Source organism: Hoylesella nanceiensis DSM 19126 = JCM 15639 (assembly GCF_000379965.1).
Taxonomy (GTDB): Bacteria; Bacteroidota; Bacteroidia; order Bacteroidales; family Bacteroidaceae; genus Prevotella; species Prevotella nanceiensis.
This window is the reverse complement of the sequence record NZ_KB904332.1, coordinates 204,677-224,362: the sequence shown is the minus strand read 5'-3', so window position 1 is coordinate 224,362 and position 19,686 is coordinate 204,677. Positions and strand designations below refer to the sequence as shown.

Genomic DNA, 19,686 nt, shown 5'->3' with positions numbered 1-19,686 from the left:
TGTGCCAAAAAGAATAGTATTGGATTTATAAATGGCACAAACAATGGGATAAAAACCATGCAGAAGAAAAATAGTTTCAACTCTTTGTTAACTCAATAAATCACTGCATGCATTACAAAGAAACGATAAGTATTGCTTAACGGCATACATACATTATATCTTGAACGCCGATGAGTGGCACAAGTTAACACTATTCACAAACTTAAAATAAAAGAAATTATTATGGGAAACGAATTCGATGAATTAAAAGACAAGATGAAAGAAGTTAAGAATAACTTAGAAAACACAGGTGAAGAAACCAAAGGTGCAGTACTTTATTTCTACTATATTGCTTCATTCTTAGTTCCTTTGTTTGGATTGGTAATGTTCTTTTTAAAGAAAACAAAAGAACCTAACTTGTCAAAGAATTGTCTTTACGTTGCAATTGCAGGTTTTGTGTTTGGTATCATCCTTCGATTAATATTGAGCTAATCCATAGATTACAACGAAATAGGCTCTCTCCCTTGTCGCTAAGGCAATGCGAGAGAGTTTTTTATGTTCTAATGTTTGCCTAAAAACGAGAAATAATAAGCTCCCATTTTACTATCATTGAAAAAGTATAGATACATATATTAAATATAAGAAATAGTTTTGTAATTTAGTAGCATTAAAGCAATGGCGGTATTGATGTCGTCTTAAAAGTTATAGATATGAATCGAATTTTGAAGATATTGTTCTCAATTCTGCTCAATAATCAGCAGCAATATATTAAAAGACCAACGTTTATCCTGTCAAGCATAGTTCTAAGTATAACCTTATGTTGGGTTGTAAGTGGAGCGATCTATGCCCAAACGCCCGTAAATGGAGGAGGTAAACAGATTGGATTAGCCCAAAATAACACAGAAAAAAGGCTTAGAAATTGGAATGAGATACATGCTAAATATGCTAATAAAACATACCAATTGAAAGATACTTGGGAGCTTGTCGACTATTTTAATTTTGGTAATTTAGAAGATGAACGCACCAGAAAAGAAATATACGACATGAAAATTCGTCTTGAAGGCGATACACTTCTATTTCAGAATGATAGGAAAATAAAGGTAAAACGTGTACTTCAAGATACAAGAGTCTATCAAAAAAATAAAGAGTTATACGGCTATTTAGTGCGTTTCTTTAGTAATCAAGGTATCAATATCGGCACACAAATACCTGTTTTACGACTTGTTCCAGTCACAAAGGGTATCTATAGCCGTGACTTAAAGTACATATATATAGGTAATTATTTGGTTTTATATCATAAAGGAGTGGTTTTGATGTTCAAGTATATCAAGCGAAATGGACAAGGATTGCCTGACGCTAAAGCCACAATTATGTACACCCAAGCCGATGCTTATAAAGACTTTAAGGGTAAAAGTCGTAGTGCTCGTGCTCTTAAGTATGGAATTCAACCATACAATGGCTATTTAAAGCTGATGGATGGGCAGCGTTGTGATAGCGTACAAACAGGTGATGGATTTGATTATCTCAGGCTACCTAACTACAAAAAGTATCCTATTTACCTTTGTTTGAACTATAATGAAGATGATATTTTCCTTATTTATACCTATAAACACGGGGGAATTGACGTCAATAATTCAGTGTCATCAACAGCCACAGGCTCATATAATGACTACTTAGGTGACTTCGCTATATTTACAGATGGAACCATTTATAGAAAAGAAACCACTAAAAAGGAAACACGAATTTATGTCTATCGTATTAATGATGATGGCGATTTTTATGAGTTAAAGTGAGATAATGTGGCCGAAAACATCAGTGTTTCACATCTCTACTCGAGCAAAAGAGATGCTACAACAATAGGTTATAGAGATGAAATAAATACAAATGCGGCACAGTAGACAACTACTGATGCCGCATTTTTTTTGTTGTGTAGCGTAAAGGAAATGTGGGTGTAAAACAAAAGCAGTGTTATTGTGATGTGAAAGTATAGCTATTGCATCGCAAAAGTGATGCTTTTAGAATGTAAAAGAAATGCTATTACGTCAGATTTACATAACGGGTGGATGAGAATGAAAAAAATATAGTCTAAGTTTGTAGTTTTATTAAAATGTTGTTATATTTGCAAATATCATTTAAACTAACGCTAAACAAACAAAAACTATGATGAAAAGAATACTTATAGCCCTTTTATTCGTTTTCTCTTGTATAGGTGCTATGGCACAAAACGCCAACGAACATCTTAAATTTATGGGCATTCCCATTAACGGAACCTTAGAAAGTTTCACTCAAAAGCTTGTGGCAAAGGGGTTAAAACGTGAACATGCATGGGAAGATAATGTTCTTCTTAAGGGAACATTTGCGGGGAAAAGCGGTTCTGGCGTATGTGTAATGAGGATCCCTTCACGTAATATTGTGTATAAAGTTGTAGTTTGTTTGCCTTCAAAAGATACGTGGGAGTGGTTGGAAGACGATTATACTGAATTTAAAAGGATGCTGACTTCAAAATATGGAGACCCTTTTAAATATTCTGAATCTTTTAAAGAAGGAACTTATGTAGGTTCTGATTATTTAAAAATCTCAGCTTTAAAAGAGGGGAAATGTGAATATTATTCAATTTGGGGATCTACTGAAGGAATGATAGTTCTTGAGGTATTTAATGCCGATGGTGCTTCAGACAGTTGCGTTAGGCTGGTCTATATTGATTTGATAAACGGAAAATTAGCAGACTCTTTCAAGCAAGACGACCTATAAACACTCTTTCTTATAATATAGTTTCAATAGGTTATTGAGATAACAAAATGATGAATGCGACATAGCTGGTGACAGTTCGTGTCGCATTTCTTTTGTTTTTATAAATTTAGACTTCTCATTTTGAATATAAAATGAAAAACTATTGTTTAAATTTGCATGCTTTTTTTAATAGTATTATATTTGCCAATACAAATCAAACAATCATTAAATAGAGCTAAAGCTATGACAAAAAGAAGAATTCTACCTTTTTTATTTCTCTTGTCTTTGTTGCTTGTTTTTACACAATGCAACTACAATCACCTTAAATTTGAGGGTCTTACGATCGATGGACCGATGGAACCTTTCCTACAACAGTTAGAGAAAAAGGGTTTTAAACGTCAACAAGGAGTAGACGATATGGCCTACCTTAAAGGCTCATTTGCAGGTAAAGACAGTTGTAACTTATTCGTTTTACGTAATGTGGAACGTGATCTTATCTATAGAGTAGTGGTTGCTCTTCCCCCAAAAGATACTTGGGAAGAGTTAGAAAGCGACTTTAAATATATGAGAGCACAACTCGTAAAGACTTATGGAGCACCTAAATACGAAACCGAAGAGTATGACGGACTGGAGAATATAACAAAGAATGAAACGAAGATGCTACTGCTCAATGAAGGTAAATGTCGTTATACTGCAACATGGGAAGTAGACGGTGGCACGATATATCTTGAGATTTCGCACATCAGAGCTAATGGAAGAAACTGCGTAAGAGTGTTGTATTATGACAAAGTGAATGATGTAGTGGCAGAAAATTAGGCCTCGAAATAATCATGACCTCTCTTTCTTTATGATATAACCTCAACTGGTTATCGAGATGAAATAAATGCGAATGCGACAAAGTGGGTAACTGCTTATGTCGCATTTCTTTTATGGTTATGTTTTTTTACTTCTCTTATTGAAGTGCAAATGAAAAACAATAGTCTAAATTTGTGTGCTTTTTTAAATAGTATTATATTTGCGACTGAATATCAAACAATCATTAAGCAAAACCCAAATTATGATAAAAAGAAGAATTCTACCTTTTTTATTTCTCTTGTCTTTGTTGCTTGTTTTTACACAATGCAACTTCAGTCATCTTAGATTTGAAGGCATTCCCATTGACGGACCGATAGAACCTTTTGTTCAAAAGCTAAAAGAAAAGGGCTTTAAACCAGTGGAAAAATGGGAAGAAATGCAGTGTCTTAAAGGTACATTTGCAGGTAAAAGCAATTGCCAAGTATTCGTGTTGCGTAATGTGAAACGTGACATAGTGTATCGAGTTGTGGTTTGTATGCCTTTTAGAGATAACTGGGAACAGATAGAAAGAGACTATCAATACCTCCAAAGATATTATATTAAGAAGCTCGGAGCACCCGATGAGTTCCATTCGAACTTTGAGGTATCCAGGGAAGTAGAACGCAATGAGGATAAATGGAAACTGCTTTGTGCAGATAAATGTAACTATACTTCAACGTGGGAGGTAGACGGTGGCAAAATATATCTTGAGATGTCGCACATCGAAGACGAAAATGAAAACTGCGTAAGAGTATTGTTTTACGATAAAGTGAATGATGTAGTGTCAGAAGATTATTCATCCAAATAATAACGATTTTTCTTTCTTTATGATATAACCTCAACTGGTTATCGAGATGAAACAGATACAAATGCGGCAAAGTAGACAACTACTGATGCCGCATTTCTGTTGTTATATAGTGTAATAGATGTGTGGGGATAAAATAAAAGCTATGTTATTGTGTTGTAAAAGGATAGCTATTGCATCGCAAAAGTGATGCTTTTAGAGTGAAAAAGAAATGCTATTACATTCGAATTGTCTACAAGGAGAGAATGTAAAGCTATAAAAGGTGTTCTAATTCATTAATTTATAGTATATTTGCAACAAGTAAACACACTTAAAAACGATCTCTTTGAGCACTGCTCAACTGCGCAAAGATAAAATAACGTATTCAATAAAAATAAAAAACACATAACACAATGAAGAAAATCAACGCAATTTTGGCGTGCTTAATGGCGCAAACAGCTTTTGTTTGTGCTGCTCCAAAGGCGACGACAGCAAATCTTTGGCAAAGCGTAAAGACCGACTCGGTGAAGGTTGAAAAGCCTAAAGCCGACAAGGATGCAAAGGATAAAGACAAAGATAAGGCTGCCAAAAAGCCTGCTCCTTATGAAGAATTGATTAAAAAGGGAGGCTCTTATCAAGAAGGAATGTTTGGAGTTAGAAAGATAGACGATAAATGGTATTTCGATATTCCAAACAATTTGTTAGGTCGTTATTTTCTTATGGTAACCCGATTTACCTCTGTTCCACAACGCTTTGGAGCGTTTGGAGGTGAAGAAGTGAATCACAACACAGTATATTTCGAACGTCGTAACGATCAAATTCTGGTTCGTTCGTATGTAGAAACACAGATAGCAGATCCTAAAGATGCTATTTCTATCTCATTAAAGACATCAACCGTAGACCCAATTATCGCCTCTTTCAAAATTATCAATAGCGACAAGAAAAGAGATTCTATGCTTGTTGATGTAACCAACTTTATCTCTAAAGATAATAACTTTACAGGTCTTCCTTCTGAAATGAAGACCAAGGCGAAGTTAGGTGCGATGCTCGACGATCGTAGTTTTGTGGATACTGTGAGAGCGTTCCCTATGAATATCGAGCTAAAGACAACCCGAACATATAGCGCAAGTAATAGCGTGATGACTGCTTCTATCAGTGGTTCCGCTACATTAGGCTTGAATACATCTATCGTTATCCTTCCCGAAACACCAATGAGAAAACGTATTTGGGATGATAGAGTGGGTTACTTCGTTAATAGATTTACGCTCTTCTCAGACAAAGAACAAAAGACAGAGAACGAAAGCTTTATCTCTCGCTTCCGCTTAGAACCTAAAAACTTAAAGGCATATATGAAAGGTCAGTTGGTAGAACCAATCAAACAGATTGTGTATTACATCGACCCAGGTACTCCAAAGAAATGGGTTCCATATCTTATTGCTGGTGTAAACGACTGGAATAAGGCTTTTGAGGCGGCTGGTTTTAAGAATGCAATTGTGGCAAAAGAATGGCCTAACGACTCGAGAATGAGCTTGGAAGATGCTCGTTATAATGTATTACGCTATCTACCTGCAGAGATTGAGAATGCTTATGGACCACGTATTGTTGACCCACGAAGTGGAGAAATTATCGAGACACACATCTGTTGGTATCACAATGTGATGAAGCTGTTGAAAGAATGGTATATGATTCAATGTGGACCAAATGATAAAGGTGCGCAAACAATGAAGTTTGACGATGAGTTGATGGGCGAACTTATTCGCTTTGTGTCATCTCATGAGGTGGGACACACATTGGGTCTTCGTCACAATATGGGTGCAAGTTTCGCTACACCAGTAGAGAACTTACGCAACAAAGAATGGGTAGAGAAGCACGGCCACACTGTTTCTATTATGGACTATGCTCGCTTTAACTATGTTGCTCAACCCGAAGATAACATCAGTAGGAAAGGACTTTTCCCTCGAATAAACGACTATGACTTGTGGGCTATTAAGTGGGGATATAGCTATAGACCTGAGTTTAAGAATGAATATGAAGAAAGAGACGCTCTAAAGAAAGAGACTACAAAGGTGTTAACCGATAATCGTAAGTTGTGGTTTGGTGGAGAAGGTCGCAATGAAGACCCAAGAAGTCAGATCGAAGACTTGAGTGATAACAACATGAAAGCAAGCGATTATGGTGTAAAGAACCTTAAACGTGTGATTGCAGGCTTACCTCAATGGACAAAACAAGAGAATGATGACTATTCAGACTTATCCGATATGTATAAAGCTGTGTTAGGACAATTCAAGAGATACTTAGGTCATGTAACTAAAAACATCGGCACAAAGTATACCAACAACATGCCTGGTATGGTTCCATTCCAACCAACTCCTGCTGCACGTCAGCAAGAAGCGGTTGACTATATCTCACGACAAGTGTTCGATGCGCCTCTTTGGTTGTATCCAGAAGAAATCGTAAACAAGGTGGGTATTGATGCTTCGAAAGATATTATCAGTCGACAAGATCAAGTGTTAACAACTATCATGTCGCCAGGTATCTTGACAAACATCTATAACGCTTATGCAAGTAGCGAGAAGAACTATAATCCTGCAACTTATTTAGACGACCTCTTTAAAGCTGTTTGGAAACCTCTTAACAACCCTGTTGAGCGAAAGAATATCTATAGAAGAGCACTTCAACGTTCGTATGTAGATCGTTTATCTTCTTTGATTACTTCTACTTCAAACGAGAAGGGTGCAGTTTCGCTTAAAGCGAACAATACTGATATGTTGCTATATGTAGTGGATCATTTGAACAAAGTGGAAGACTATGTTAAGAAGAATGCTTCTGCTGCTACCACAAAGGGCGTAAATGCACTTCACTATAAAGAGTTGTTGAACACTATTAAGGTGTTGAAAGATAAGCGAGAAGGCAAAAATCAATAAGATAAAGCATCAGTTGTGTGGTGATTGCTTCGCCTATATATAATATAATAAGGTGTGAATCAAAAACCACCCTTTTGACTCTTGCAATTATATAATAAGTTGATTGTGAGTTGAAAAGGAAATTACTGCGCCAGTGCTTAGCTATAAAAAGAGACCAAGGTGATTGGTCTCTTTTTATTTTTAGTGTTGCTTTATCGCTTATTTATTTGGCTTAAACAAAAAAAATACTTAACTTTGTGATAGAGACTTTAAGAAATGGAGCTCGTAAAAGAAATTGAATTCTAACTAAACAATAAATAAAAATGGAAGAAAATAACACACAACAACCAGAATTAGGAATAGAGTTGAGTCCTGAAGTAGCACAAGGTAAATATGCAAACCTTGTTCTTATTGGTCATTCTGGATCAGAATTCGTATTAGATTTTGCAAGCGTATTGCCAGGAATTCCAAAGGCTTTAGTAAACAGCCGTTTGATTCTTGCACCAGAAAATGCTAAGCGTTTGTTGTTTGCTCTTAATGAGAATATTCAACGCTATGAACAAGAATTTGGCGCAATTGGTATGCCTGCAGCAGAGGAAGAATCTAAAACTGTAGCTCCATTTGGTGTAGCAAAGAACGAAGCTTAAGAACTCTAACGAAGAACAAAGGAAAGAAATAATTGTTGTTTCTATCCTTTGCTCTTCTTTTTTTAATGACCTAATTGAGAAAAAGTAGGTCTTTTTTGTTGAGAAACAAGTAGAATAGATATCTAAAAACAATGATATTCCTATCCATTTTGAGCTATTTTCGGTAGGGAGTGAATAGATGAAAAATAGCTTTTTTACATAAAACAAAAACCTCGAGAAGTATTTTCTAAGACTTTTATTGTTACAAAAACCTCAAATAAAAAATACTTTCAAATATTAAATAATGTTATCTTTGAAAGGTTTCTATATAGTAATGTATTAAAAAACGGAGAAAACATTGTACCTTTGCAACTCAAATGACCGAATGGGGTCATTGTATACGTAGAACAAAAATAATAAATAAATATAATTCAATAAAAGTACAATTATGCCTACAATTCAACAATTGGTAAGAAAAGGCAGAAAGGTTCTTGTAGACAAGAGCAAGTCACCTGCGTTGGACTCATGTCCTCAGCGTCGTGGTGTGTGTGTTCGTGTTTATACAACAACACCTAAAAAGCCTAATTCGGCAATGCGTAAAGTTGCCCGTGTTCGTTTGACTAATCAAAAAGAAGTGAACTCTTACATTCCTGGAGAAGGACACAACTTGCAAGAGCACAGTATCGTTCTTGTTCGTGGTGGTCGTGTAAAAGACCTTCCTGGTGTTCGTTATCACATCGTTCGTGGTACTCTTGACACCGCTGGAGTAGCAAACCGTACACAACGTCGTTCTAAATATGGAGCGAAACGTCCTAAAGCTGCTAAGAAGTAATTCTAAGTAATTGAAGGACAAGAGATGAAGACAGAGTTTAGAATTATGATTGTAATGATTATTGTTAAACTCTTGACTGTGAATCTCAAAACAAGACAAATTTTTTATTATCGTTTTGCTGGTGAATTGTTAAAAACAGGTTGAGTAAATGCTCGAGTGAGAGCGTTGAAGAACAATAACAGCCCCATGCAGAATTTTTATTTTAAACAAAATGAGAAAAGCAAAACCAAAGAAACGTGTGATCCTTCCAGATCCCGTTTACAATGACCAAAAGGTCTCAAAATTCGTAAATCATTTGATGTATGATGGTAAAAAGACTACATCTTATGAAATTTTCTACAATGCTCTTAATATCGTAGAGGAAAAGATGGCTAAGGAAGAAAAGTCTTCTTTGGAAATCTGGAAACAAGCTCTTGATAATATTACTCCTCAAGTGGAAGTGAAAAGTCGCCGTATCGGTGGTGCTACTTTCCAAGTTCCAACTGAAATACGTCCAGAACGTAAAGAGAGTATCTCTATGAAAAATATGATTTTATTTGCACGTAAACGTGGTGGCAAGTCTATGGCTGAAAAGTTGGCTGCAGAAATTGCTGATGCATATAATAATCAAGGTGGTGCTTACAAACGTAAAGAGGATATGCATCGTATGGCAGAAGCTAACCGTGCATTTGCTCATTTCAGATTCTAATTATATAATAAGGTAAAAAGAAAATGGCAAGTCGCGATTTAAAATTGACACGTAATATCGGTATTATGGCTCACATCGATGCCGGTAAGACAACAACTTCTGAACGTATCCTTTTCTATACTGGTAAAACTCACAAGATTGGTGAGGTGCACGATGGTGCAGCTACTATGGACTGGATGGCACAAGAGCAAGAACGTGGTATTACTATTACATCTGCTGCTACAACTTGTAACTGGACTTGGAATAACCAAAACTTCAAGATCAACTTGATTGACACTCCAGGACACGTTGACTTTACTGCTGAGGTAGAACGTTCTTTGCGTGTACTTGACGGTGCTGTTGCTACATACTCTGCTGCTGATGGTGTTCAACCTCAGTCTGAAACTGTATGGCGTCAAGCTGATAAATATAACGTTCCTCGTTTGGGATATGTAAATAAGATGGACCGTTCTGGTGCAGACTTCTTCGAGACTGTACAACAAATGAAAGACATCTTAGGTGCTAATCCTTGCCCAATTCAAATTCCTATTGGTGCAGAAGAGAACTTTAAAGGTGTAGTTGACCTTATTAAGATGAAGGCTATTCTTTGGCATGATGAGACAATGGGTGCAGACTACGACTTGGAAGAAATTCCAGCTGACCTTGTTGATGAAGCTAACGAATGGAGAGAAAAGCTAGTTGAATGTGCAGCAAACTTTGATGATGCTCTTATGGAGAAGTATCTTGAAGGTGCTGAAATCACAGAAGAAGAACTTATCGCTGCAATCCGTAAAGGTACAATTGCAATGGAGGTAACTCCAATGATATTAGGTTCTTCATACAAGAATAAGGGTGTTCAACCTCTATTGGATTATGTTTGTGCTTTCTTGCCATCTCCAATTGATACAGGTGAGATAATTGGTACTAACCCAGATACAGAGGAAGAAGAAGGTCGTCAACCTTCTGAAGACGCTCCAACATCAGCTCTTGCATTTAAGATTGCTACTGATCCATTTATGGGTCGTTTGGTATTCTTCCGTGTCTACTCAGGTAAGGTAACTGCAGGTAGCTATGTTTACAACCCACGTTCAGGTAAAAAAGAACGTATCAGCCGTTTGTTCCAAATGAACTCTAACAAGGAAATTCCAATGGAATCAATCGATGCTGGTGATATCGGTGCAGGTGTAGGTTTCAAAGATATCCGTACAGGTGATACTCTTTGTGATGAAGCTAAGCCTATCGTACTTGAATCAATGACCTTCCCTGATACTGTGATCTCTATTGCAGTAGAACCAAAGAGTCAAGCTGACGTTGCAAAACTTGATAACGGTTTGGCTAAATTGGCAGAAGAAGACCCAACTTTCACAGTTCGTACAGACGAACAAAGTGGTCAAACAATTATTTCTGGTATGGGTGAGCTTCACCTTGATATCATTATCGACCGTTTGAAGAGAGAGTTTAAAGTTGAATGTAACCAAGGTAAACCTCAGGTTAACTATAAAGAAGCAATCACAGAACCTGTTACACTTCGTGAAGTTTATAAGAAACAAAGTGGTGGACGTGGTAAGTTTGCTGATATTATCGTTACAGTTGGTCCTAAAGACGAAGACTACAAAGAGGGAGACTTACAATTTATCAACGAAGTTAAGGGTGGTAACGTACCTAAGGAATTCATTCCTTCAGTACAAAAAGGTTTCCAAGATTGCTTGAAAGCTGGTGTACTTGGTGGCTATCCTGTAACTGGTTTGAAGGTTACTCTAACTGATGGTTCATTCCACCCAGTTGACTCTGACCAATTATCATTCGAACTTGCTGCACGTAACGCATTCAAGAGCGCATATCCAAAGGCTAAACCAGTATTGATGGAGCCTATCATGCGTGTTGAAGTTGTTACTCCAGAAGAAAACATGGGTGACGTGATTGGTGACTTGAACAAACGTCGTGGACAAGTAGAAGGTATGGAAGAAGGTCGTAGCGGTGCTCGTATCGTTAAGGCAATGGTTCCACTTTCAGAAATGTTCGGTTATGTAACAGCACTTCGTACTATTACTTCAGGTCGTGCAACAAGCTCAATGGAGTATGATCACCACTCTCCATTATCTTCTTCAATCGCTAAGGTAGTTCTTGAAGAGGTTAACGGAAGAACAGATCTTGTTTAAGATTAAATAAAGAAGAAGGAGGTTAGCAGATTAGCTAATGACTCTTAATCTGTCCTCCTTCTTTTCATATAATAATTAATAAATAAAAAGTAATGAGTCAAAAAATTAGAATTAAGCTAAAATCTTACGACCACAAGTTGGTTGATAAGTCTGCTGAGAAAATTGTTAAGGCAGTTAAGGCAACAGGTGCAATCGTTAGCGGTCCAATCCCCTTGCCAACTCACAAACGTATTTTTACTGTGAATCGTAGTACTTTCGTTAACAAGAAGTCACGTGAGCAATTCCAATTGTCAGACTATAAACGTCTTATCGACATCTATAGCTCAACAGCAAAGACTGTAGACGCTTTGATGAAGTTAGAATTGCCAAGCGGTGTAGAAGTAGAAATTAAGGTATAGTAAGATTTTAAACATTTAAATTAAATTGAAATGCCAGGATTAATTGGAAGAAAAATCGGAATGACATCCGTTTTCAGTGCTGATGGTAAGAATATACCATGCACTGTTATCGAAGCAGGTCCTTGTGTTGTAACCCAAGTAAAAACAATCGAGAAAGACGGTTACAAAGCTGTTCAATTAGGTTTCGGTGAAGCTAAAGAAAGCAACACAAACAAACCTATGATGGGAACATTTAAGAAAGCAGGCACAACACCTAAAAAGCACTTGGCCGAGTTCAAATTTGACGAAGAGTATAACCTAGGTGATACAATCACTGTTGAGTTATTTAACGATGCAAACTTCGTTGATGTCGTAGGTACATCTAAAGGAAAAGGTTTTCAAGGTGTAATCAAACGTCACGGATTTGGTGGTGTTGGACAAAGTACTCACGGACAAGATGACCGCGCTCGTAAGCCAGGTTCTATCGGTGCTTGTTCTTACCCTGCAAAGGTATTTAAAGGAATGCGTATGGCAGGCCAAATGGGAGGTGATAGAGTTACAACTCAAAACCTTAAAGTATTAAAGGTAATTCCAGAACACAATATTCTCTTAGTAAAGGGATCAGTTGCTGGATGTAATGGTTCAACCCTTTTAATTGAGAAATAATGGAAGTTAGCGTATTAAATATCAATGGTCAGGAAACTGGAAGAAAGGTTACGTTAAACGAATCTATCTTTGGTATCACACCTAACGATCACGTTCTTTATCTAGACGTAAAACAGTATTTGGCAAACCAACGTCAAGGAACTGCTAAGTCTAAAGAAAGAAGTGAAATTAGTGGTTCAACTCGTAAGCTAGGTCGTCAAAAAGGTGGCGGTGGAGCACGTCGTGGTGATATTAATTCTCCTCTACTCGTTGGTGGTGGTCGTGTATTCGGTCCTAAACCACGTGATTATAGATTTAAACTAAATAAGAAAGTAAAGACTTTAGCTCGTAAATCTGCTCTTTCTTATAAGGCTCAAGAAAGTGCTATCATTATTCTTGAAGACTTTAATTTAGAAGCACCTAAGACAAAAGAATTTGTAAATGTAGTTAAGAATCTTAAAATAGATTCTAAGAAGGTACTTCTTCTTTTGCCAGAAGTGAATAAAAACGTATATTTGTCTGCTCGTAACTTACAGCGTTCTGAAGTTATGCTTGCATCTACACTCAATGCTTATAAAGTTTTGAATGCAGATGTTCTTGTATTTACTGAAAAGTCGCTTCAAGTTGTAGACGGACTCTTAACAAAATAATAATAGGAGATTATTGATATATGGCATTTATTATAAAACCTTTGGTTACTGAAAAGATGACCAAAATCACAGAGAAACAAGAAAATCGTTACGGTTTTATTGTTCGTCCTGAGGCTAATAAACTCCAAATTAAGAAAGAGGTTGAGGGTCTCTATAATGTTACTGTGGTAGACGTGAATACTGCACGTTATGCAGGTAAGCGTTCAAGTCGCTATACAAAGGCTGGTCTTATTCGTGGACAACGTAACGCGTTTAAGAAAGCTGTTGTGACTTTAAAAGAAGGCGAAACAATTGATTTTTATAGCAATATTTAAAATAGAAAATGGCAGTACGTAAATTTAAACCGGTAACTCCGGGACAAAGACACAAGATTATTGGCACGTTCGAGGATATTACTGCATCCGTGCCAGAGAAGTCTCTCGTTTACGGTAAACGTGCAACTGGTGGTAGAAATAACACTGGTAAGATGACAGTCCGTTATATTGGAGGTGGTCATAAGAGAAAGTTCCGTTTAATCGACTTCAAGCGTGAGAAAGATGGTGTTCCAGCTGTAGTAAAAACAATCGAGTACGATCCAAACCGTTCGGCTCGTATCGCTTTGTTATACTATGCTGATGGTGAAAAACGTTACATTATTGCTCCTAATGGTTTGCAAGTGGGAACAACTTTGATGTCAGGTGCTGATGCTGCTCCTGAAATCGGAAATACACTTCCTTTAGCAAATATTCCTGTTGGTACTGTGATTCATAACATTGAATTGCGTCCAGGTCAAGGTGCTTTACTCGTTCGTTCGGCTGGTAATTTTGCTCAGTTAACTTCTCGTGAAGGTAGCTATTGTGTTATCAAACTTCCTTCAGGTGAAACTCGTAAGATTCTTTCAGTGTGCAAGGCTACTATTGGTAGCGTAGGTAACTCTGATCACGCTTTGGAACAATCAGGAAAAGCTGGTCGTTCTCGCTGGTTGGGAAGACGCCCACACAACCGTGGTGTAGTTATGAACCCTGTTGATCACCCAATGGGTGGTGGTGAAGGTCGCCAAAGTGGAGGACACCCACGTTCACGCAAGGGGTTATATGCTAAGGGTCTTAAGACTCGTGCACCTAAGAAACTTTCAAATAAGTATATTATTGAAAGAGCTAAAAAGTAATTACGTAAACTAGTAAATTTATGAGTCGTTCATTAAAAAAAGGTCCTTACATTAACGTATCACTCGAGAAGAAAATTCTTGCAATGAACGAGAGTGGTAAGAAAAATGTAGTAAAAACTTGGGCTAGAGCATCTGTGATCTCTCCAGACTTCGTGGGACATACAGTTGCAGTTCATAACGGAAACAAATTTATCCCTGTTTACATTACCGAAAACATGGTAGGCCATAAGCTTGGAGAATTTTCTCCAACTCGTCGCTTTGGTGGTCACTCTGGTAATCGCAAGTAATCAGGTTTAAAACCATTTTAAATTTAGGAATAATAATGGGAAAAAGAAAACATATAGCGGCTGAGAAAAGAAAAGAGGCCCTAAAAAGTTTGTACTTTGCGAAGCTCAAAGGCGTTCCTTCTTCTCCACGTAAAATGCGCTATGTAGTAGACATGGTTCGTGGAATGGAGGTTAATAGAGCTTTGGGAGTTTTGAGATTCTCTAAGAAACAAGCCGCTGCAGATGTTGAGAAACTACTGCGCTCAGCTATTGCAAACTGGGAGGTGAAAAATGACCGTAAGGCTGAAGACGGAGAATTATATATCTCAAAAGTGTTTGTAGACGAAGGCGTAACAATGAAGCGTATGAGACCAGCTCCACAAGGACGCGGTTATCGTATACGTAAACGTAGTAATCACGTTACTTTGTTTGTTGATACCAAAACTAATAACGAAATATAATTAGGTAGAATGGGACAGAAAGTAAATCCGATAAGTAACCGACTAGGTATTATTCGTGGTTGGGATTCGAATTGGTTTGGTGGTAAGAACTTTGGTGAAAACCTAGTTGAAGATCAAAAAATTCGTAACTATCTAAACGAACGTTTGGCTAAAGCTAGCGTTTCAAAGATTGTTATTGAAAGAACATTGAAACTTGTTACCATCACAATTTGTACAGCTCGCCCAGGTATCGTTATAGGTAAAGGCGGACAGGATGTTGATAAATTGAAGGAAGAGTTAAAGAAACTCTACAAAAAAGATATTCAAATTAATATCTTCGAAGTAAAGAAGCCAGAGCTTGATGCAAATATTGTAGCAAACAATATCGCAAGACAAGTAGAAGGTAAGATTTCTTATCGTCGTGCAATTAAGATGGCTATTCAAAGTACAATGCGTGCTGGTGCAGAAGGTATTAAAGTTCAGATCTCTGGACGTTTGAATGGAGCAGAAATGGCAAGAAAAGAAATGTACAAGGAAGGTCGTACTCCTTTACATACTTTCCGTGCTGATATAGATTATTGCCAAGCAGAAGCTCTAACAAAAGTTGGACTTCTAGGAATTAAAGTATGGATTTGTCGTGGAGAAGTTTATGGAGAACGTGATTTGACTCCTAACTTTACTCAAGACAAACAAAATGGTTCTCGTTCGAATGGTCGTTCAGATCGTCGTGGCGGTAATCGTAAGAGAAACAATAATCGTTAAAAGTAATTTTAAACATGTTACAGCCTAAAAGAGTAAAATATAGAAGACCTCAAGATGGACGTGGAAATAAAGGAAACGCACATCGAGGAACACAGTTGGCTTTTGGCTCATTTGGAATCAAGACACTTGAAGCTAAATGGATTGATAGCCGACAAATAGAGGCCGCTCGTGTAGCAGTGAATCGTTATATGCAGCGTGAGGGACAAGTCTGGATTAGAATATTCCCAGATAAACCAATAACACGTAAGCCTGCAGACGTACGTATGGGTAAAGGTAAAGGTGATCCCGCAGGATGGGTAGCACCTGTAACTCCAGGACGTATCCTCTTTGAAGTAGAAGGTGTTAGTTTTGATATTGCTAAGGAAGCACTTCGCTTAGCAGCTCAAAAGTTACCTGTAAAGACAAAGTTTATTGTTAGACGTGATTTCGATAAAAACGCTTAAACTATGAAGATTAAAGAAGTAAGAGAACTCGACAACAATGCGTTGGTAGAGAAAATAGAATCAACAGAAGCTCAATTGCATCAATTGAAACTCAATCATGCTGTTTCTCCACTTGCTAATCCATCACAGATTAAGGCTACTCGTCGTGATATTGCACGTATGAAAACAGAACTTCATCAAAGAGAACTTAATAAATAACGAACAGTTCAGATGGAAACAAGAAATTTAAGAAAAGTAAGACAGGGTGTAGTAGTAAGTGATAAAATGGAAAAGACCATTGTAATCGCTTCTAAGTTCAAAGAAAAGCACCCTATATATGGTAAGTTTGTTCAAAAAACAAAGAAATACCATGTGCATGATGAAAAGAATGAGGCACATCTAGGTGATACAGTCCTCATCATGGAAACCCGTCCTTTGAGTAAAACAAAGAGATGGAGACTAGTTCAAATAACAGAAAAAGCTAAGTAATTATGATACAGGCAGAATCAAGACTTACAGTATGTGATAATAGCGGAGCTCGCGAGGCACTTTGTATTCGTGTCTTAGGCGGAACTCGTCGCCGTTATGCTAGTGTTGGAGACGTTATTGTCGTAGCTGTCAAAAACGTTATCCCATCAAGTGATGTTAAAAAGGGTGCGGTATCAAAGGCTTTAATCGTAAGAACAAAGAAAGAAATCCGTCGTGCTGATGGTTCTTATATTCGTTTCGACGATAATGCTTGTGTATTACTTAATAATGCTGGTGAACTTCGTGGTAGCCGTATTTTCGGTCCTGTAGCTCGTGAGTTACGTGCTGTGAATATGAAAGTTGTTTCTTTAGCACCTGAAGTTCTTTAACAAAATAAAATAATACAGTAATGAGTAAGTTACATATTAAGAAAAACGATACAGTTATTGTCCTATCTGGTGAAGATAAGGGCAAGACTGGCAAAGTGCTAAAAGTCTTTGTAGATGAAAATCGTGCACTTGTTGAAGGTATACGTATCGTCTCTAAAAGCACTAAGCCTTCTGCAAAAAATCCTCAAGGAGGAATTGTAAAACAAGAAGCACCAATCCATATCTCAAATTTAAGTTTGATTGATCCTAAAACAGGTAAAGCTACTCGTGTAGGCATCAAGAAAAACGAAGATGGAACAAAAGTACGTGTTTCTAAAAAATCAGGGGAGGTTATCAAATAATGGATACAGCACAATTAAAGAAAATCTATAAAGAAAGCATTGCTCCTGCATTGCAAAAGCAATTTAATTATTCTTCAGCAATGCAGATTCCAGTCTTGAAAAAGATAGTAATCAATCAAGGTTTGGGTGATGCTACTCAAGATAAGAAAATTGTTGATGTTGCAATTAATGAAATAACAGCCATTACAGGTCAAAAGGCTGTTGCAACTTTCTCAAAGAAAGATATTGCAAACTTCAAATTGCGTAAAAAGATGCCTATCGGTGTTATGGTAACTCTACGTCGTGAGCGTATGTATGAGTTCCTTGAGAAGCTTGTACGTGTAGCTCTTCCACGTATCCGTGACTTCAAAGGTATCGAAACAAGATTTGATGGTAAAGGTAATTATACTTTGGGTATCACGGAACAAATTATTTTCCCTGAAATTAATATTGATTCTATTGATCGTATTCAAGGTATGAATATAACATTTGTTACTTCTGCAACAACTGACGAAGAAGGCTTTGCACTATTGAAAGCTTTTGGCCTTCCATTTAAAAACGCTAAAAACGATTAAGTGATATGGCAAAAGAATCAATGAAAGCTCGTGAAGTTAAGCGCGCAAAATTAGTTGCACGTTATGCTGAAAAGAGAGCTGCACTAAAAAAAGTAATTGCAACTGCAACTGATATTGCTGAAGCTTATGAAGCTGCACGTAAGTTGCAATCATTACCAAAGAATGCAAATCCAATTCGTTTACACAACCGTTGTAAAATCACAGGACGTCCTAAAGGCTATATCCGTCAATTCGGAATCTCACGTATTCAATTCCGTGAAATGGCTTCAGCAGGTCTAATTCCTGGAGTAAAGAAAGCAAGTTGGTAATAAGCGAAACTTAGTATTTAATATTGTCGGGAAAGTCCCGATTAATTAAAAATTATTTATATGACAGATCCAATAGCAGATTATCTGACAAGACTCAGAAACGCAATCATGGCACATCATCGTGTTGTTGAAGTTCCTGCGTCTAATTTGAAAAAAGAAATCACAAAGATTCTTTTTGAAAAAGGTTACATCTTGAACTATAAGTTTGTAGAAGATGGACCACAAGGTTTAATAAAGGTTGCATTAAAGTACGACCCTACAACCAAAGCGAGTGCAATTACTAGCTTGAAACGTGTTTCAACTCCGGGACTTCGTAAGTATACCGGTTATAAGAACATGCCGAGAGTAATAAATGGATTAGGTATAGCAATTATATCTACATCTAAAGGTGTGATGACAAACAAAGAAGCTGCAGATCTTAAGATCGGTGGTGAAGTTCTTTGTTATGTATATTAATTGGAGGTGAATATGTCAAGAATAGGAAAATTGCCAATTAACATTCCTGCTGGAGTTACAGTAACTCTTAATAACGGAGTTGTTACTGTAAAAGGTCCTAAAGGAGAACTTTCTCAGAAAGTTGATTCTTCTATTAATGTAAAGGTAGAAGATGCTCAAGTTGTCTTGGATATCAACGAAGAAAGCGCAGTAAACTATAAGCAAAAACAAGCTTTCCACGGTTTATATCGTTCACTAGTTAACAACATGGTTGTTGGTGTAAGCGAAGGATACAAGAAAGTATTGGAACTTGTTGGTGTTGGATATCGTGTGTCAAACCAAGGAAATTTGATCGAATTTTCTTTAGGTTATACCCACCCTATATTTATTCAGTTACCTAGTGAAATTAAGGTAGAAACAAAATCTGAGAGAAATCAAAACCCATTGATCATCTTAGAATCTTGTGATAAACAATTACTAGGACTTGTTTGTGCTAAAATTCGTTCTTTCCGTAAACCAGAACCTTATAAAGGTAAGGGTGTTTTATTCCAAGGTGAAGTTATTCGCAGAAAGTCTGGTAAAACAGCTGCGGCTAAATAATTAAAATTATAGGATTTATGACAACAAAGAAAGTTGAAAGACGAATTAAAATAAAATTCCGTATTCGTAAGAATGTAAACGGAACAGCAGAGCGTCCACGTCTAAGCGTATTTCGTTCTAACAAGCAAATCTATGCTCAAGTTGTGAATGACTTAACAGGAAAGACATTGGCATCTGCCTCTTCTCTTGGTATGGAAGCTATGCCAAAGAAAGAGCAAGCACAAAAAGTTGGTGAATTAGTAGCAAAGAATGCTCAAGCTGCAGGTATCACTTCTGTTGTATTTGATCGTAATGGTTACTTATACCATGGACGTATCAAAGAACTAGCTGATGCTGCACGTAATGGCGGTCTTAATTTCTAAACGATT

Annotated in this window: 28 protein-coding genes; all 28 read left to right on the top strand. The window is 37.1% G+C overall.

Going from position 1 to position 19,686, the window contains the following annotated elements; translation table 11 throughout:
* Positions 1-222 precede the first annotated feature (222 nt).
* Complete coding sequence (locus tag A3GM_RS0108820) at positions 223-471, top strand: hypothetical protein (protein ID WP_018363006.1); 249 nt, start codon at positions 223-225, stop codon at positions 469-471.
* A gap of 218 nt (positions 472-689) precedes the next feature.
* Entirely contained in the window at positions 690-1,772 is a 1,083-nt protein-coding gene (locus A3GM_RS11170) for a hypothetical protein (protein ID WP_018363005.1), read from the top strand.
* Positions 1,773-2,139: 367 nt separating this feature from the next.
* Positions 2,140-2,730, top strand: coding sequence for a hypothetical protein (locus A3GM_RS0108810; RefSeq protein ID WP_018363004.1), 591 nt, complete (start codon positions 2,140-2,142; stop codon positions 2,728-2,730).
* Between the two features lie 222 nt (positions 2,731-2,952).
* The gene (locus A3GM_RS0108805; RefSeq protein ID WP_018363003.1) at positions 2,953-3,525 is read left to right on the top strand and encodes a hypothetical protein; all 573 of its coding nucleotides are present in this window, start codon (positions 2,953-2,955) and stop codon (positions 3,523-3,525) included.
* A gap of 241 nt (positions 3,526-3,766) precedes the next feature.
* The gene (locus A3GM_RS0108800) at positions 3,767-4,351 is read left to right on the top strand and encodes a hypothetical protein (RefSeq protein ID WP_018363002.1); all 585 of its coding nucleotides are present in this window, start codon (positions 3,767-3,769) and stop codon (positions 4,349-4,351) included.
* Positions 4,352-4,740: 389 nt separating this feature from the next.
* Positions 4,741-7,251 carry a zinc-dependent metalloprotease gene (locus tag A3GM_RS0108795; protein ID WP_018363001.1) on the top strand — a complete coding sequence of 837 codons (2,511 nt, stop codon included), beginning with the start codon at positions 4,741-4,743 and terminating at the stop codon, positions 7,249-7,251.
* A 302-nt stretch (positions 7,252-7,553) separates the two neighbouring features.
* On the top strand, positions 7,554-7,877 hold the full coding sequence (locus A3GM_RS0108790; RefSeq protein ID WP_018363000.1) for a DUF3467 domain-containing protein: 324 nt from the start codon (positions 7,554-7,556) through the stop codon (positions 7,875-7,877).
* A 427-nt stretch (positions 7,878-8,304) separates the two neighbouring features.
* On the top strand, positions 8,305-8,688 hold the full coding sequence (gene rpsL / locus A3GM_RS0108785; RefSeq protein ID WP_009228663.1) for a 30S ribosomal protein S12: 384 nt from the start codon (positions 8,305-8,307) through the stop codon (positions 8,686-8,688).
* A 211-nt stretch (positions 8,689-8,899) separates the two neighbouring features.
* Positions 8,900-9,376 (top strand): 30S ribosomal protein S7, encoded by a 477-nt coding sequence (rpsG, locus tag A3GM_RS0108775; protein ID WP_018362998.1) that lies wholly within the window; start codon positions 8,900-8,902, stop codon positions 9,374-9,376.
* A 23-nt stretch (positions 9,377-9,399) separates the two neighbouring features.
* Positions 9,400-11,514 (top strand): elongation factor G, encoded by a 2,115-nt coding sequence (fusA, locus tag A3GM_RS0108770; protein WP_018362997.1) that lies wholly within the window; start codon positions 9,400-9,402, stop codon positions 11,512-11,514.
* Between the two features lie 92 nt (positions 11,515-11,606).
* Positions 11,607-11,912, top strand: coding sequence for a 30S ribosomal protein S10 (gene rpsJ / locus A3GM_RS0108765; RefSeq protein ID WP_009228666.1), 306 nt, complete (start codon positions 11,607-11,609; stop codon positions 11,910-11,912).
* 30 nt (positions 11,913-11,942) lie between these two features.
* On the top strand, positions 11,943-12,557 hold the full coding sequence (gene rplC, locus A3GM_RS0108760) for a 50S ribosomal protein L3 (RefSeq protein ID WP_009228667.1): 615 nt from the start codon (positions 11,943-11,945) through the stop codon (positions 12,555-12,557).
* A complete protein-coding gene (gene rplD, locus A3GM_RS0108755; protein ID WP_018362996.1) occupies positions 12,557-13,186 on the top strand; it encodes a 50S ribosomal protein L4 in 630 nt (209 codons plus the stop codon). Before rplC ends, rplD begins: the two co-directional genes overlap by 1 nt.
* A gap of 20 nt (positions 13,187-13,206) precedes the next feature.
* A complete protein-coding gene (gene rplW / locus A3GM_RS0108750; protein ID WP_018362995.1) occupies positions 13,207-13,500 on the top strand; it encodes a 50S ribosomal protein L23 in 294 nt (97 codons plus the stop codon).
* 8 nt (positions 13,501-13,508) lie between these two features.
* Positions 13,509-14,333, top strand: coding sequence for a 50S ribosomal protein L2 (rplB, locus tag A3GM_RS0108745; RefSeq protein WP_018362994.1), 825 nt, complete (start codon positions 13,509-13,511; stop codon positions 14,331-14,333).
* Positions 14,334-14,353: 20 nt separating this feature from the next.
* Complete coding sequence (gene rpsS / locus A3GM_RS0108740) at positions 14,354-14,620, top strand: 30S ribosomal protein S19 (RefSeq protein WP_009228671.1); 267 nt, start codon at positions 14,354-14,356, stop codon at positions 14,618-14,620.
* A gap of 35 nt (positions 14,621-14,655) precedes the next feature.
* Positions 14,656-15,060 (top strand): 50S ribosomal protein L22, encoded by a 405-nt coding sequence (rplV, locus tag A3GM_RS0108735; RefSeq protein WP_009228672.1) that lies wholly within the window; start codon positions 14,656-14,658, stop codon positions 15,058-15,060.
* A gap of 9 nt (positions 15,061-15,069) precedes the next feature.
* Positions 15,070-15,801: a 30S ribosomal protein S3 gene (rpsC, locus tag A3GM_RS0108730; RefSeq protein WP_018362993.1), complete on the top strand. Its 732-nt coding sequence runs from the start codon at positions 15,070-15,072 to the stop codon at positions 15,799-15,801.
* A 14-nt stretch (positions 15,802-15,815) separates the two neighbouring features.
* Positions 15,816-16,244, top strand: coding sequence for a 50S ribosomal protein L16 (gene rplP / locus A3GM_RS0108725; protein ID WP_009228674.1), 429 nt, complete (start codon positions 15,816-15,818; stop codon positions 16,242-16,244).
* A gap of 3 nt (positions 16,245-16,247) precedes the next feature.
* Positions 16,248-16,442 carry a 50S ribosomal protein L29 gene (rpmC, locus tag A3GM_RS0108720; protein ID WP_018362992.1) on the top strand — a complete coding sequence of 65 codons (195 nt, stop codon included), beginning with the start codon at positions 16,248-16,250 and terminating at the stop codon, positions 16,440-16,442.
* Between the two features lie 12 nt (positions 16,443-16,454).
* Positions 16,455-16,712 (top strand): 30S ribosomal protein S17, encoded by a 258-nt coding sequence (gene rpsQ / locus A3GM_RS0108715; protein WP_018362991.1) that lies wholly within the window; start codon positions 16,455-16,457, stop codon positions 16,710-16,712.
* A 2-nt stretch (positions 16,713-16,714) separates the two neighbouring features.
* A complete protein-coding gene (gene rplN / locus A3GM_RS0108710; RefSeq protein ID WP_009228677.1) occupies positions 16,715-17,080 on the top strand; it encodes a 50S ribosomal protein L14 in 366 nt (121 codons plus the stop codon).
* A gap of 20 nt (positions 17,081-17,100) precedes the next feature.
* Positions 17,101-17,421, top strand: a complete 321-nt coding sequence (gene rplX / locus A3GM_RS0108705) for a 50S ribosomal protein L24 (RefSeq protein ID WP_018362990.1) — start codon at positions 17,101-17,103, stop codon at positions 17,419-17,421.
* A complete protein-coding gene (rplE, locus tag A3GM_RS0108700) occupies positions 17,421-17,975 on the top strand; it encodes a 50S ribosomal protein L5 (protein WP_018362989.1) in 555 nt (184 codons plus the stop codon). Before rplX ends, rplE begins: the two co-directional genes overlap by 1 nt.
* 5 nt (positions 17,976-17,980) lie before the next feature.
* The gene (gene rpsN, locus A3GM_RS0108695; RefSeq protein WP_009228680.1) at positions 17,981-18,283 is read left to right on the top strand and encodes a 30S ribosomal protein S14; all 303 of its coding nucleotides are present in this window, start codon (positions 17,981-17,983) and stop codon (positions 18,281-18,283) included.
* A gap of 60 nt (positions 18,284-18,343) precedes the next feature.
* A complete protein-coding gene (gene rpsH / locus A3GM_RS0108690; protein ID WP_009228681.1) occupies positions 18,344-18,739 on the top strand; it encodes a 30S ribosomal protein S8 in 396 nt (131 codons plus the stop codon).
* Positions 18,740-18,751: 12 nt separating this feature from the next.
* Complete coding sequence (rplF, locus tag A3GM_RS0108685; RefSeq protein WP_025829965.1) at positions 18,752-19,318, top strand: 50S ribosomal protein L6; 567 nt, start codon at positions 18,752-18,754, stop codon at positions 19,316-19,318.
* A 17-nt stretch (positions 19,319-19,335) separates the two neighbouring features.
* Complete coding sequence (rplR, locus tag A3GM_RS0108680) at positions 19,336-19,680, top strand: 50S ribosomal protein L18 (RefSeq protein ID WP_009228683.1); 345 nt, start codon at positions 19,336-19,338, stop codon at positions 19,678-19,680.
* Positions 19,681-19,686 lie beyond the last annotated feature (6 nt).

Coding starts and splice junctions, on each gene's coding strand:
- A3GM_RS0108820 (WP_018363006.1), top strand. CDS start 223: ATGGGAAACGAATTCGATGAATTAAAAGACAAGATGAAAGAAGTTAAG.
- A3GM_RS11170 (WP_018363005.1), top strand. CDS start 690: ATGAATCGAATTTTGAAGATATTGTTCTCAATTCTGCTCAATAATCAG.
- A3GM_RS0108810 (WP_018363004.1), top strand. CDS start 2,140: ATGATGAAAAGAATACTTATAGCCCTTTTATTCGTTTTCTCTTGTATA.
- A3GM_RS0108805 (WP_018363003.1), top strand. CDS start 2,953: ATGACAAAAAGAAGAATTCTACCTTTTTTATTTCTCTTGTCTTTGTTG.
- A3GM_RS0108800 (WP_018363002.1), top strand. CDS start 3,767: ATGATAAAAAGAAGAATTCTACCTTTTTTATTTCTCTTGTCTTTGTTG.
- A3GM_RS0108795 (WP_018363001.1), top strand. CDS start 4,741: ATGAAGAAAATCAACGCAATTTTGGCGTGCTTAATGGCGCAAACAGCT.
- A3GM_RS0108790 (WP_018363000.1), top strand. CDS start 7,554: ATGGAAGAAAATAACACACAACAACCAGAATTAGGAATAGAGTTGAGT.
- rpsL (WP_009228663.1), top strand. CDS start 8,305: ATGCCTACAATTCAACAATTGGTAAGAAAAGGCAGAAAGGTTCTTGTA.
- rpsG (WP_018362998.1), top strand. CDS start 8,900: ATGAGAAAAGCAAAACCAAAGAAACGTGTGATCCTTCCAGATCCCGTT.
- fusA (WP_018362997.1), top strand. CDS start 9,400: ATGGCAAGTCGCGATTTAAAATTGACACGTAATATCGGTATTATGGCT.
- rpsJ (WP_009228666.1), top strand. CDS start 11,607: ATGAGTCAAAAAATTAGAATTAAGCTAAAATCTTACGACCACAAGTTG.
- rplC (WP_009228667.1), top strand. CDS start 11,943: ATGCCAGGATTAATTGGAAGAAAAATCGGAATGACATCCGTTTTCAGT.
- rplD (WP_018362996.1), top strand. CDS start 12,557: ATGGAAGTTAGCGTATTAAATATCAATGGTCAGGAAACTGGAAGAAAG.
- rplW (WP_018362995.1), top strand. CDS start 13,207: ATGGCATTTATTATAAAACCTTTGGTTACTGAAAAGATGACCAAAATC.
- rplB (WP_018362994.1), top strand. CDS start 13,509: ATGGCAGTACGTAAATTTAAACCGGTAACTCCGGGACAAAGACACAAG.
- rpsS (WP_009228671.1), top strand. CDS start 14,354: ATGAGTCGTTCATTAAAAAAAGGTCCTTACATTAACGTATCACTCGAG.
- rplV (WP_009228672.1), top strand. CDS start 14,656: ATGGGAAAAAGAAAACATATAGCGGCTGAGAAAAGAAAAGAGGCCCTA.
- rpsC (WP_018362993.1), top strand. CDS start 15,070: ATGGGACAGAAAGTAAATCCGATAAGTAACCGACTAGGTATTATTCGT.
- rplP (WP_009228674.1), top strand. CDS start 15,816: ATGTTACAGCCTAAAAGAGTAAAATATAGAAGACCTCAAGATGGACGT.
- rpmC (WP_018362992.1), top strand. CDS start 16,248: ATGAAGATTAAAGAAGTAAGAGAACTCGACAACAATGCGTTGGTAGAG.
- rpsQ (WP_018362991.1), top strand. CDS start 16,455: ATGGAAACAAGAAATTTAAGAAAAGTAAGACAGGGTGTAGTAGTAAGT.
- rplN (WP_009228677.1), top strand. CDS start 16,715: ATGATACAGGCAGAATCAAGACTTACAGTATGTGATAATAGCGGAGCT.
- rplX (WP_018362990.1), top strand. CDS start 17,101: ATGAGTAAGTTACATATTAAGAAAAACGATACAGTTATTGTCCTATCT.
- rplE (WP_018362989.1), top strand. CDS start 17,421: ATGGATACAGCACAATTAAAGAAAATCTATAAAGAAAGCATTGCTCCT.
- rpsN (WP_009228680.1), top strand. CDS start 17,981: ATGGCAAAAGAATCAATGAAAGCTCGTGAAGTTAAGCGCGCAAAATTA.
- rpsH (WP_009228681.1), top strand. CDS start 18,344: ATGACAGATCCAATAGCAGATTATCTGACAAGACTCAGAAACGCAATC.
- rplF (WP_025829965.1), top strand. CDS start 18,752: ATGTCAAGAATAGGAAAATTGCCAATTAACATTCCTGCTGGAGTTACA.
- rplR (WP_009228683.1), top strand. CDS start 19,336: ATGACAACAAAGAAAGTTGAAAGACGAATTAAAATAAAATTCCGTATT.